This window comes from Streptomyces sp. NBC_01508 (genome assembly GCF_045040315.1).
Lineage (GTDB): Bacteria > Actinomycetota > Actinomycetes > Streptomycetales > Streptomycetaceae > Streptomyces.
Genome location: NZ_CP109419.1, coordinates 6,169,374 through 6,181,745 on the forward strand (window position 1 = coordinate 6,169,374; position 12,372 = coordinate 6,181,745).

Annotated in this window: 12 protein-coding genes and 1 tRNA gene; 4 read left to right on the forward strand and 9 right to left on the reverse strand. The window is 71.4% G+C overall.

Annotated elements, in window-relative coordinates; translation table 11 throughout:
- Positions 1–9 precede the first annotated feature (9 nt).
- The 3 genes from OG700_RS28580 to OG700_RS28590 all read right to left on the reverse strand — a co-directional run bounded on the left by OG700_RS28580 (position 10) and on the right by OG700_RS28590 (position 2,972).
- Complete coding sequence (locus OG700_RS28580) at positions 10–627, reverse strand: DUF4383 domain-containing protein (RefSeq protein WP_405618467.1); 618 nt, start codon at positions 625–627, stop codon at positions 10–12.
- A 112-nt stretch (positions 628–739) separates the two neighbouring features.
- A complete protein-coding gene (locus OG700_RS28585; RefSeq protein ID WP_405618469.1) occupies positions 740–2,104 on the reverse strand; it encodes a hypothetical protein in 1,365 nt (454 codons plus the stop codon).
- 73 nt (positions 2,105–2,177) lie between these two features.
- On the reverse strand, positions 2,178–2,972 hold the full coding sequence (locus tag OG700_RS28590; RefSeq protein ID WP_405618471.1) for a DUF4097 family beta strand repeat-containing protein: 795 nt from the start codon (positions 2,970–2,972) through the stop codon (positions 2,178–2,180).
- A 167-nt stretch (positions 2,973–3,139) separates the two neighbouring features.
- On the opposite strand from OG700_RS28590, the gene OG700_RS28595 reads away from it, so the two are divergent.
- Positions 3,140–3,211 (forward strand) — tRNA-Val (locus OG700_RS28595).
- Between the two features lie 234 nt (positions 3,212–3,445).
- Entirely contained in the window at positions 3,446–4,885 is a 1,440-nt protein-coding gene (locus OG700_RS28600) for a hypothetical protein (protein ID WP_405618473.1), read from the forward strand.
- 174 nt (positions 4,886–5,059) lie between these two features.
- Here OG700_RS28600 and OG700_RS28605 read toward each other — a convergent pair whose 3' ends face one another.
- On the reverse strand, positions 5,060–5,344 hold the full coding sequence (locus OG700_RS28605; RefSeq protein ID WP_405618476.1) for a hypothetical protein: 285 nt from the start codon (positions 5,342–5,344) through the stop codon (positions 5,060–5,062).
- A 263-nt stretch (positions 5,345–5,607) separates the two neighbouring features.
- On the opposite strand from OG700_RS28605, the gene OG700_RS28610 reads away from it, so the two are divergent.
- Positions 5,608–5,829 (forward strand): DUF2277 domain-containing protein, encoded by a 222-nt coding sequence (locus OG700_RS28610; protein ID WP_359809421.1) that lies wholly within the window; start codon positions 5,608–5,610, stop codon positions 5,827–5,829.
- 26 nt (positions 5,830–5,855) lie between these two features.
- On the opposite strand, the gene OG700_RS28615 is transcribed toward OG700_RS28610, so the two are convergent.
- The 4 genes from OG700_RS28615 to OG700_RS28630 all read right to left on the reverse strand — a co-directional run bounded on the left by OG700_RS28615 (position 5,856) and on the right by OG700_RS28630 (position 10,104).
- A complete protein-coding gene (locus OG700_RS28615) occupies positions 5,856–6,551 on the reverse strand; it encodes a DedA family protein (RefSeq protein ID WP_405618478.1) in 696 nt (231 codons plus the stop codon).
- A gap of 304 nt (positions 6,552–6,855) precedes the next feature.
- Entirely contained in the window at positions 6,856–7,293 is a 438-nt protein-coding gene (locus tag OG700_RS28620; protein ID WP_405618480.1) for a DoxX family protein, read from the reverse strand.
- A 301-nt stretch (positions 7,294–7,594) separates the two neighbouring features.
- The gene (locus OG700_RS28625) at positions 7,595–9,319 is read right to left on the reverse strand and encodes an alkaline phosphatase D family protein (protein WP_405618482.1); all 1,725 of its coding nucleotides are present in this window, start codon (positions 9,317–9,319) and stop codon (positions 7,595–7,597) included.
- 122 nt (positions 9,320–9,441) lie between these two features.
- Entirely contained in the window at positions 9,442–10,104 is a 663-nt protein-coding gene (locus OG700_RS28630; protein WP_405618484.1) for an HNH endonuclease family protein, read from the reverse strand.
- 251 nt (positions 10,105–10,355) lie between these two features.
- Between OG700_RS28630 and OG700_RS28635 the strand changes: the two genes are divergently transcribed.
- Positions 10,356–11,144, forward strand: a complete 789-nt coding sequence (locus OG700_RS28635; RefSeq protein ID WP_405618486.1) for an ABC transporter permease — start codon at positions 10,356–10,358, stop codon at positions 11,142–11,144.
- 4 nt (positions 11,145–11,148) lie between these two features.
- Here OG700_RS28635 and OG700_RS28640 read toward each other — a convergent pair whose 3' ends face one another.
- A complete protein-coding gene (locus tag OG700_RS28640) occupies positions 11,149–12,366 on the reverse strand; it encodes a hypothetical protein (RefSeq protein ID WP_405618488.1) in 1,218 nt (405 codons plus the stop codon).
- Positions 12,367–12,372: the final 6 nt, after the last annotated feature.

Consider the following 12,372-nt stretch of genomic DNA (forward strand, 5'->3'; position numbering starts at 1 on the left):
GCGGTCAGGTTATCCGGCCGACCGGTGGGCGCCCTGCCGGTGGGAGGTGACGGCACGGTGGGCGTGGACGGCCCGCTGCCCGGCGGCGGCCCGGCCGGTCCGTTCGTCCTCCACCTGGGACGGGTGACGGGCCCGCCAGTACGGGTTGTCGTGCGGCAGGCTGCCGCTGACTCTCCCGTACATGCCGAAGAACATGAGCAGCACACCCACCACAAAGCTGAACAGCACGTTCTGGATGCGGAAGGCGAGGGGGTTGAACGAACTGTCGATCAGCGCGAGATTGACGAAGCCGCTGGCGATGAAGAGCAGGCCGAGGACCATGTTCAGCGTCGAGGCGAAGTTCCCGCCGATCAGCATGCCGACGAAGAGCAGCGCGCCGACGCAGATGGACAGGACACTCAGCGCGCCGTTGGTGTTCAGGCCGGCGGTGGTGTGGCTGCCGGTGCCGAAGACGCCGACCTGGTCGATCAGCCCCAGAATGCCGAACACGAGCAGCACCAGACCGATCAGTCCCGCACCGACGCGGTACACCCGGCTCAGGCTGTGGTCGACGGGCAGATGTTCGTCGAGCCTGACCCCGCGCTGTCGTTGCCGTGCGGGGTGGGAACGGATCCCTGAACCGGACATGAGCGGCCCCCTTCAGCCGGTGCGTACGTGCGTGCCGCGTAGGTACCTCAAGGATCCGTCCGGCACGAGCAGGGGACAAGTCGGACGGTACGAAGGCGCCTGGGCGGGCTGGTCAGGCCCCCGCGCCCCGCTCGTCCCGGATCTCCCCGACCACGCGGGTCACCGTGTTGCGTACCGCTTCCGTCTCCGTCAGGAAGTGCCACCAGTCGGGATGCCGGCCCTCCAGCCCGGCCACCGCCCGGTCCAGCCGTGCCACGGCGTCGTCCAGCGGGCGGGCGTGCCGGGGGTCGGGTGTGTTGCGGCCCGCCATCGCGAGGCGCTGAGCGTCCCGTACGGCGAACCGCGTCCGGTCGATCTCCCGCTGCGGGTCCTTCGAGACGGCGTTGAGCCGCTGGAGCCGGTCACCGGCGGCCGACACGGCCTCGTCGGTGGAGTTCAGCAGCGCCCGGACCGTGCTGAGCAGGGCCGTCGCGTCCGGCCAGCGCTGCTCGTCGCGTGCCTTCGCGGCCTCCTTCAGCTTCTCCTCCGCCTGGTGCACGGAGGTCGCCGCCTGCTCCGGTACGGGCTGGAGGTCCTGCCAGCAGGCGGCGCTGAACCGGCGCCGCAGCTCGCTCAGCACCGGCTCCACCGTGCCGGCGCGCGTCGTCAGGGCCTGTGCGCGCGTACGCAGCGACACCAGCCGCCGGTCGATCTCCGCCGCGCGCTCGGGCAGCCGCTCGGCCTCGGCCCGTACGGCTTCGGCGTCCCGCAGCACCCGGTCGGCGCGCTGAATGGTCTCGGCCACGCCGTGCTGCCCCGCGCCCTGGTTGAGCTTGGTCAGCTCCGGGCCGAGCGCGGCGAGCCGCGTCGCGAGGTCGTCGGCCCGCAGCCCGGAGCCGCGCACCGCGTCCAGGGCGTTGCTGGCGGCGAGCAGCGTCTGCCGCGCCCGCTCCACGGCGGGCGCCAGCCGCGCGAGCTGCGTCTCCGCCTTGTCGAGCAGCGGGCCGAGCCCGCGCTCGAAGCGGTCCAGCTCGCCCTTGACCCTGACCAGCTCGTCCTTGGCCCTGGTCAGCTCCGTACGGGCGGTGGAGGCGGCGGACGGCTCCAGGTCGTCCCGGTCGAGATCGTGTGTGTCGACGGCGTTGATGTAGCCGCTGCTGACCTCGTCGATCCGCCGTCCCAGGGCGGCGAACTCGTCCACGGCCCGCCGCGCGCCCGGCGAGCTGTCCACCGCGGTGATCGTCTCTATCGAGATACGCAGGTCGCGCTGGGCCGTGTCCAACTCGTAGAAAGCGGCGGCGGCGGCGTCCTTGGCCGCCTGCGCCTCGGCCCGCTGATTCTCGCCACGCCCGCCGAACCAGCGCCGGGTGCCCCCGCCGGCGAAGGCTCCCGGCAGGGTCGCGACGATCAACGGCACCGGCAGCAGCATCAGGGTGAGGACATCACGGACGCCACCCGCCCTCGCTCGTGCGTGCGGCTGCGCGTGTGTCGCCGTCACATCCCTCTCCCGTGCCGATTACGCCCTGCCCAGTAACAGTCTCCCACCTGGAAGGGACGAACACACGGGTCGGTTAGTTCGCGCTTCGGACTGTGACTTTGCCGTTGTCGCTGCGGGCCTTCACCACGTGGGCGCTGCCGTCGTCCTTGGGCACGTCCACGTCGACGCTCCCGTTGTCGCTCTCGGCGGTCACCGCGTAAGCGGTGTCGGACTTCGGCAGGTCGATCGTGACGGACCCGTTGTCGCTGAAGGTGTCCACCTTGTCTGGTACGGAGGTGAGGTTCAGCCGCACCGCTCCGTTGTCCGACCGGGCGTGGACCGACTTGGAGGACACGCCCTCGGTCGTCACCTTGCCGTTGTCGCTGAACAGGTCGAGCGGGCCGCTGGAGTCGCGTACGTCGACGGCGCCGTTGTCGGAGCGGAGGTTCAGTGCGGTGTCGAACCCGTCGGCGCGCACCGTGCCGTTGTCGTTGAGTACCTTCACGGCCGTCCCGCGCGGCACCTTCACCTTGTGCCGGGACTCGCAGTTGTTCACCAGTGCCTTGCATGTCACCTTGAGGGTGAGGGTGTCATCCGCCAGCTTCCAGACGGGGTCGGGTCCGGAGCCGACAAACACCCAGCCGTCGACCTGACGGGTCACCTCGATGTCCTTCACATCGGCCGGCACCAGCTCGATCGAGGAGTTCGCCGACGCGATGGTCAGCGTCTTCCCACTGAAGGCGAACGACCGCTTCTCGGTCGGCGCCTCGTCGGCGTCGGCGCTCCCGCACCCACTGACGGCGACCACGGCGAGCGCGGCCCCGCCGGCGGCGACGAGCGTACGGGCGCGGCGGGTGCGACGTGTGTGACGTGTGCGGTGCGATTCCATGGTGATCGGTCCCCCAAGGTGGTCCTGCGGATGTGCCATCACCCTATGAATCCCGGCGCCACCGAACGATCCGGTCGGCCACCGTCTCCGTGGTGGGGGTATCCCCCCGCCCGCGAAGGCGTTTGTGAGCGGGGGCCGTGTGCCATGTACGCTGTTGCCTCGTCCACGGGTGCGTAGCTCAGGGGTAGAGCGTTGCTCTTACAAAGCAAATGTCGGCGGTTCGAAACCGTCCGCGCCCACCGAAGTAGCCACAGGTGAGACCTGTTCCGGCCTCCTGTCCAGTCAGGGACGGGAGGCCGTTTTCCATGAGCGATTCCACGGAAAGTCCATGGGATGGCCGGGAATTGGATTGAGTTGGGCTGAAGTGTCGTGTTGTGCGGGGTGTTCCGCAGGGGGTGGTTGACCACCGCCCGAAACACGGCGGGACAGTGGCGGCGCGGTGCGTCGTTGTACGACACGGGGGAGTGCCACGCGTGCAGAGCGACGTCATGCCGTCCGTCAGCCTTGCCGTTCCGCGGGCCGGCGATGGGGCTGGTCGGGGAGCGGGCCGGGCGCGGTGGGGGCTTGCCTGGGTGTGTCTGGGGTTTGTGGTCGTCGCCGGGGTGCTCGTTCCGTTCGGGTTGCCGCTCGGGTGGGACGAGATCGTCTATGCCAGCCGGTTCGGTCCGTACGGACCCGCCGTGCCGTTCAGCGCGCCGCGTACGCGCGGGGTGCCGCTGCTGCTCGTGCCCGTCGCGTCGTGGAGCGACTCGGTCGTGCTGCTGCGGCTGTGGATGGCGGCGCTCGCGGGTGGCGCGCTCTATCTGGGGTTTCGGCCGTGGCTGGGGGTGCTGCGGCGGCCGGCGGGTGTGTGGGTGGCCGCGGGGTTGTACGGGAGCCTGTGGTTCGCCCTGTTCTACGCCAACTCCGCGATGCCCAACCACTACACGGCGATGGGCGCCGCTGCCGCAACTGGCTGTCTTCTGCGCCGGGACCCCGGTCGTGGCGCGTACGCCGGGATCGTCGCCGGGCTGGCCGTCGTCACGCTGATGCGGCCCAACGACGGTGCGGCCGTGGCCCTTCCGCTGGCCGTCGCCGCGCTGCTGGTGCCCGCGTGGCGCGGCCGGGGGCGGCTCATGGCCGTGGTGGCGGGCGTCGCGGCGGGGGCGCTGCCGTGGGTCGTGGAGGCGTGGCTGCGGTTCGGCGGTGTCTCGCGGCGGCTCGCCGAGGCGAGCGACACCCAGGGCGGTATGCGGCCCGTCCTCTCGCTGAAGGCCCATCTCACCGCCCTGGACGGCCCGTTGCTCTGCCGGCCGTGTACGGGCGACACCGTCGCCTCCGGGGTCGTCGAATGGTGGCTGCTGCTCCCGCTGCTGGTCGTGCTCGGGCTGTGGACCCCGCGTCGCGCCGGGCACGCGACCGCGCCGATGTGGCTCGCGGTGGCCGTCGCGGCGTCCGCCTCGCTGCCGTACCTCTTCCTCGTCCCCTACGCGGCGCCCCGCTTCCTGCTGCCCGGCTACGCGCTGCTGGTGCTGCCCGCCGCTCTCGGCCTGCTCGCCGTCGCGGACCGGGCGCGCGGCTCGCGACCGGTCGCGGTCGCGCTCGTCGTCGTGCTGCTGGGGCACGGAGCCGTACAGCTCACGCAGGTACGGACACATGTGGGCGTCCAGGAACGGGCGCGTGGTGACTGGCTGCGGATCAGCGCCGTACTGCGCGAGGAGGGGGTGCGGCCGCCGTGCCTGATCAAGGGGAACAGCTTGGCGATCCCCGTCGCGTACACCATGGGCTGCGCGTCGGCGGCCATGGACGACCCGGCACCCGCCACGGCGGTGATCCTGCGCCGCGCCGACCCGCCGCGCTGGGCACGGGACTGGCCGCACCGCCGGGTGCCGGACACGTACAACCCGGGCTGGGGCGTCGCGGTGCGTCCCTAGGGCGTGTTGCGAAAGTGGCGCCGTCCGCCCGAAGGGCGGGGCCGACGGCGTCTGGTGCGTGCGATCGCAAGGCGGAGGATCGTTCTCGTACTGGGCCGTACTCGGATGATTCCGACAACGCGGCGAGTGCGCGTGGCAGGCGTCGTCGGCCAGGCGGGACTTTCGCAACATGCCTTAGGACCCGTCTTGTGGGCCACGTGCGTCCTCCGGTGCCGGACGGGGCGGTGGTGTCTCCAGCACCGCCGCGGCCAGCCGTTCGCGCAGCCGGGGCATGTTCCGCGCCACCAGGCCGGGGACCACGTCGTTCCGGCGCGTGGCCATCGTGTCCAGCGCGCCGGCGAAGTTCCGGCGGAGGGGGCGGGCGGCGATGCGCAGCGCGGAACGGCCGTTGGCCGTCAGCGAGGCCCTTGTCTCCCAGCGCCCGTGGGGCAGTTGGCGAGGCGTCGCCCGTACGGACATCCGGCCGGGACGGTGGTCGAGCCGCGCGGTGTGGCCGCCCGTGGGTGGTGGTCGTTCCGCAGTGCCGCCTCGATCTCCGCCGTCACCGCGTCGTCGGTGACGCTCTGGACGGCGCGCAGCGCCACATGCCGGTCCCACTCCCGCACGCGTACGGCGTGACGACCGCCTGCTCGAACCAGCGGCGTGGAACCGATTCGACGGTCACGGTGTATGAGAGATGGACCAAGTGGCCCCGATGGGCCGTGATCGGTGACACTTGACGTATGTGCCGCAGCATTAAGACTCTCCGTCCGCCCGTCATCCCCGAAGAGGCCACCGAGGAGGAGATCAGGGCCGCCGCCCTCCAGTACGTACGCAAGGTCTCCGGCTTCCGCGCGCCCGCGGCCCACAATCGTGAGGTGTTTGACCGGGCCGTCGAGGAGATCGCCGCCTCGACGATGCGGCTGCTCGACGGCATCGAGGTACGAGGCGCGGCCCGTACCTGACGAGCACCGGGCGGCGCCGATCCGCCTCAGACGGCCGGCGAGGGCGCCGTCGTCGGGGCCGGTGCCTGCTCCCGCGCTGCGGCGCGTCCGCGCGTCGGGCGGCGTACGACGTACGCGGCCACCGTCCCCGCCACGAACAGCGCCAGCACGGACACCGCCGCGCCGGACCAGCTCGCGCCCAGCCACTGGCCGCCGAAGTAGCCGAGGCCCACGCTGTATCCCGTCCATGCCACGGCCGCCAGCGCGGACCAGGGCAGGAACTCCTTCATCTTGCGGTGCGCGGCGCCCGCGCTGAGCGAGACCACCGAGCGGCCCGCCGGTGCGAAGCGCGCGATCACGACGAGGATCCCGCCGCCGGTGAGGGACGCGCCGAGGCGTTCCTGCGCGGTGGTCAGTCTGCGTGAGCGCGCGATCGCGCGGGCCAGCCGGTCCCCGCCGCGCCAGGCGAGGCGGTACGCGACGAAGTCGCCGATCACGGAGGCGACGGCCGCGCACACCATCAGCACGAGCAACGACGGCACTTCCTGCGGCACATGGGCCACGTGCGACACCTTGCCGGCCGCGTCGGCGACCGCCGAGGTCCCCGCTGCCGCCGCCGTGGCGGCCGTGATCACCAGCACACCGCTGGGCAGCACGGGCAGGAACACGTCCAGAAGCACGGAGAGCGCCACGACGGCGTAGATCCATGGGCTGCCGGTCAGCGCGCCCAGACTCTCCAGCACTTTTACATTCCCCGTTTCCGTGACGAAGCCGAAATCCCCCGGCCTCGTATCCCCCTGCCCGCCGCCCGCCCTCGCGCGAGGCGAATGGGGGTGGCTGCCAGCCATACAGCGTACGCCCGTGTGGTGGACCACCTTCCCACGGGGCGGGTGTTGTCCACCTCCTGTTTGTTCGATTACCGGGATCGAGGAATGGCCGAATGTGGGTGTCCGGCCGAGTCTCCCTCACGCGCGGGCGCCCGGACCCCGTCGAAACGGGATCCGGGCGCCGTGTGTGCGCCGCCTTTCCGAACCGTCTGACGGTCGGTCAGGCCGTTACCGCCGTCGGCTGCTCCCGGCGCTCCGGCTCACGTGTGCCGCGTGCGCCGATGAGCCGGTCCAGCGAGAGCGCGCCGGGGCCGTTGAAGACGATCAGCAGGAAGGCCCAGCAGAAGATCGCCGAGGCTTCGCCGCCGTTCTGCAGGGGGAACAGCCCGTCGGGCTGGTGGACGTTGAAGTACGCGTACGCCATGGACCCCGAGGCCACGAACGCGGCGATCCGGGTTCCCAGGCCGAGGAGGACCAGGCTGCCTCCGACGAGCTGGATGACGGCCGCGTACCAGCCGGGCCAGGTGCCGGCCTGGGCGGTGTCCTTACCGAGGACGCCGAAGAGTGTCGCGGCGCCGTGGCAGGCGAAGAGCAGTCCGATCACCATGCGGAAGAGTCCGAGGGCGTACGGCTGCGCGTGGTTGAGACGTGTTGACATGGGGGGTGGGACTCCTTCGGTTCGGGACGTAACCGACGAGACCTTCACGGTAGGCAGCCCTGAAGAATGCTTGCAAGTTCAACATCCAGTCGACGGGTGTTTCTCGGCCCCGCCCCCGTTCTCCGGAGCGAATTCGGTCCGTGCCGCCTGACCTGCTTCTTTCGTTGGTGATGTCGCGACTGGGGCGGAGGTCCCCTTGGGTGGGGCATGGGCAGACCAGTGGACGGTACGGAGGAACCAGGCATGGTGGGACGGGAGCCACCAAAACGCCGTCAATCAGGGCGAGATGGCGGCGCGGAGGTCACTCCGAGGTCAGTTCCCGCTCGTCGACCGTCATGAGCCGCGCCCCCGACTCCGGCCCGCTGTCCCGCGCTCGCGCCTGAACCAGACTCAGCCGCGCCGCCCGGCCCCGCAGCGTCAGCGTCATCAGCTGATTCCCGAACCACGGGCCGCCGGTCTTCCCCCACGTGACGGACGGTGCGGCCACCCGGCCGTGCCGGGCGAAGGCGCGCCCCAGCCGCCGCCCCACCCGGCTCCAGCCGAACCGGAAACCGAGGCGGATCGTGAGCGGGATGGAGTTGTGCACGGGGGAGCAGGTCAGCTGGACGACCCGGGAGCGCGGCTGCCGCCCCTTACGCCAGGCCGGCTCGGCGACGTACGCGTGGTGCACATCGCCCGACAGCACACAGACCGTCGCCGGTGCGTCCGGCCCGTCGCCCACCTCCGCGATCAGCCGTGCCAGCTTCTCGAACGACGTCGGGAACGCCGCCCAGTGCTCCAGGTCCGCCGCCCGGCGCAGCTTCTCGCCGAAGCGCGCCCACCGCTTCCCGCGCTCGCCCCGGGCCAGCGCGGCGTTCCAGCTCTCCGCGTCATGCACCAGCGGCGGCAGCAGCCAGGGCAGGGAGGTGCCGATCAGGAGGTGGTCACGGTCGCCCGGATCGGTCAGCGCCTGGTCGCGCACCCACCCCGCCTCCTCCGGGTCCAGCATGTCCCGGTGTCCCTCCTCCAGGACGCGGGCCGCCCGTGAGTCGACCATCAGCAGTCGCGTCCGGCCGAAGTCGCGGCGGTAGCTCCAGCGCACCCGTGCCGGGTCGGCGTCGGCCTCGGCGGCGAACTCCCGGAGCCGGCCGGTGCCGTCCGGCTCCGCCCGTACGGCGGCGTACAGCTGGTCCGCCGCCAGCTCGGCGGGGGAGAGATTGCCGAGGTGCTGATACACCCAGTACGACATCAGGCCGCTCAGAATGCGCTCGCGCCACCACGGCTCGGTGCGCATCCCGGCCACCCAGGACGCGCTGGTGTTCCAGTCGTCGATCACGTCGTGGTCGTCGAAGATCATGCAGCTCGGGACGGTGGAGAGCAGCCAGCGGACCCGCGGATCGCTCCACGACTCGTCGTACAGGAGGGTGTACTCCTCGTAGTCGGCGACCTCCGCGCCCGGCGGCTCGGCCAGATCGCGGCGCTCGGCCAGCCGGCGGCGGGTGGCGGGCGACGTCTCGTCGGCGTACACCTGATCACCGAGCAGGAGCAGGACGTCCGGGCGTACGGCTCCGGGGTCGGCCGCGAGGGTCGCGGCGAGGGTCTGGAGGGCGTCGGGTCCGACCGGGTCGGGCTCGCCGACCGGTCCGGAGGCCCAGCGGCAGGAGCCGAAGGAGACGCGGAGTTCGGGCGCGGGGGTCACCTCGGCGGGGGTGGCGTTCTCCGACCCCGCCCCCGCCCCCGCTGCCGGGGAGGGCGCGGCCGGTGTACGGATCACGCTCGGCGGGAACGGCGAGTTCTCGGGCGGCCAGACGCGCAGCTCGTCGAGCAGCACCTCGTACGCGACCGCCGTGCCGGGGGTCAGCCCGGTCACCGGGATCAGGGCGTAGTGGTGCCCGGCGATCAGGAACGTACGCGACGAGCCGTACGCGCCGCCCTCGCAGCGGACCTCGGCCGTGCACGGCCGGTCCGTCTCGACCCAGATCGTGGCCGTGCCGGCGGACTCCCCGTCGACATAGCGCAGCAGTGGTCCCAGGCGCAGCCCGGTCATGGTGCCTCCTCCGTCGCCCCGTACGGTACGGAACGACGGAGGGGACGGACCAGGTTCCGGCCTGTGATGTCGTGAGTGGCCGTTCTCGCTCAGCAGCCGCTCAGCAGCCGCCCAGCAGCTGTTCAGCAGCCGTTCAGGACGCTCTGGAGCTTGCTCTTCTCCGCCGAGTCGACACGCAGGTCGTAGTGGTGCTTCACGTCGACCCACATCCGGGCGTACACGCAGTGGTACGAGGCGCTCGGCGGCATCCACTCCGCCGGGTCACGGTCGCTCTTGGACTGGTTCACGTTGTCCGTGACCGCGATCAGCTGCGGGCGGGTGAGGTCGTTGGCGAAGGTCTGGCGCTGGGCGGTGGACCAGCCGCTCGCGCCGGAGGTCCACGCCTCGGCGAGCGGCACCATGTGGTCGATGTCGACGTCGCTCGCGGCGGTCCAGGTGGCGCCGTCGTACTCGGAGTACCAACTGCCGCTGGTGGCCTGGCAGCTGGAGTTCTGCACGACGTTCTTGCCGTCGCGCTTGAGTACCGTCTCGCGGGTGTCGCAGGCTCCCGACTGGGTGATCCAGTGCGGGAACAGGTCGCGGCTGTAGCCGCTGGTGGAGCCCTCAGCGGACACGGTGAGCTGGCTGAGGTAGGTGCGGGCGGTGGCGGCGCTGACGGGTGTGGGCGGTGCGGCCTGGGCGGTGGGGGCGCCGAGCAGCGCGGTGGCCGACACCAGGGCGGCGGTCGCGGCGATGACGGCTATTCGGCGGGCGGGACGGGCTTGACGCGCGTAGATACCTGACATGCGAACTCCCTTGTCGTGGGGGGAAGTGAGCCGTTCGGAAACCGTTGTGGGGTCGGGGCCCGAGCGCCCATGGTGGTGGCGCCGCATTGCCGCGAGGTGGGCGCCAGGTAACAGGGTGACGACATGGGCACGTCACATCAAGAGTTTGGGGATTACTCGTACCGGGCCGGGGAGGTGTCAACGTCCCGCGTATGGGTGTTATCTGACATACCGGGAATATGTCCGCTGCGGATCAGGGTTGGGGTGGGCACATGCTGCTGAAGGTCGATGTCACATTCGGGGTCGTCCTGGCCGTTCTGCTCGTCGCCGCGGCCGGCACCGCGGCGCTCGCGCATCTCGGGCGGGCGCGCGAGATCGCGACGGCGGGGGTGCGGGCGGCGGTTCAACTCGGCGTGGTCGCCCTGGTGATCGGGTGGGTCGTCGGGTCCGTACCGGCGCTGCTGGCCTTCGTCGCGCTCATGTACGCGGTGGCGGTACGCACCGCCGGGCGCCGCGTCACGGCCAACGGGACGTGGTGGTGGGCCGCGGTGCCCATCGGGGCGGGAGTGGCGCCGGTGGTCGCTGCGCTGCTGCTCACCGGACTCGTACCGGTCAAGGGCATCGCCCTCATCCCCGTCACCGGCATCCTCATCGGCGGTGCGCTCACGGCGACGGTGCTCGGCGGGCGGCGCGCGCTGGACGAACTCGGCGCTCGCCGGGGCGAGGTGGAGGCCGGGTTCGCGATCGGCCTGGCCGAACGGGACGCCCGCCTGGAGGTGGCCCGCCCCGCCGCGGCCGACGCGCTGCTGCCGGGGCTCGACCAGACGCGCACGGTGGGCCTCGTCACGCTGCCGGGCGCGTTCGTCGGCATGCTGCTGGGAGGCGCGTCACCGGTACTCGCGGGGGCGGTCCAACTGTTCGTACTGGTGGCGCTCATGGCGGTGCAGGCGGTGGCGGTGAGCGTGGTGCTGGAGCTGGTGGCGCGGGGGCGGATGCATCGGGACGTCGCCCGGGGCCGAACGCATCGGGACGTCGCCCGTTGCCGGAACCGCCGGCATTGACCTGTCAGGCCCAGTCCGGGTCCGGCGGAACGTAGTCCGACGAACGTGCCAGGGACTCGGCGACCGCGGCGGCCTCCGCCTCCGCGGCCGTGGCCTCGTCAAGGCGGTCGAGCCGGCGCAGGCAGGCGCTCAGGGTGAGCAACCCTTCACGCAGGTTCCGCTCGGCCCGGCGGACGTCGTCGTGCGACGATTTCAGCTCTTCGCGTCGCCGCTGGAGCAGATACGCCCAGGTGTAGCGATGGTCGTCGTCCCAGTCGTCCGCGGTCTCCACCTTCCGGTGATGCTCCCGTGCCCAGTAGGCGAGTTCACGGTGGAGCTTCACCGCCTTCATGCCGGGCTCCAGGGCATTCGTCGGCAGATCCAGCGAGAGCAGACGGACGCTGAAGTCGTGCCAGATTCTTGCCAGTTCGTGCTGAGGCTTACGGCGCCGGACCTTCCGTATCGCCTCGGTGATACACGCGCCCGCTTCCTCGGTCCGCCCGCTTCGAACCAGTCGTTCGCCGAGCCGGTCCACCGCGAAGAGGAACTGGGCCGTGGAGTCCGAATGCTCCCGCCAGTACGCCACGACCTCGGCGGTCACATCCGCTGCCTCGGAAACACGGCCGACGGCGTCGAGTTGATCCGCGTAGGCCGCCAGCGCGTGGCCGAGGTCCACCGAAACGTCACCGGGGCGCTTGAGCCGCCCTCGGATCTCGTCCACCGCCATGGCCGCGGCCTCCACCGCCGCCCCATGGCGGCCGAGCCTGGCAAGGATCTCCGTCCGCCAGTACGGGGCCTCGCTGTCCCTTCCTTGGTCGGTTCGGCCGGTACCCGACAGCCGCAGCTGCTCATCGACGACTTCGAGCGCCTCCTCGTAGCGCTCGATCGTCATGAGGTTGCCGCGCAGCGCCGACAGCGCAGCGGCGATTTCTCCGGAGAAGGCGCCCGGCCGGTCGGCAGCCAGCCCCCGATACGCCGCGAGTTCTTCACGGCGCGCCAGTGAGGCGAGGTCGTCCCACCCCAACTCCGTCAGCACATCGGCGAGTTGGTCCAGCGACCCGGGCAACGCGGTCGTGGTGGGCCATGAGTCCGAGGGCCGCCCCCGTAACTGCTCGACCTTCCGCAGCTCGTCCACCGCCCACCGCACGGTCTTGTCCGACCGGACCACGCCCCGGTATCGGCTCTGGTCCACCGGGCGTTGGAGCATTTCGCGGCGAACCACTTCGGCTTCTCGCTTGGGCACCGGCTT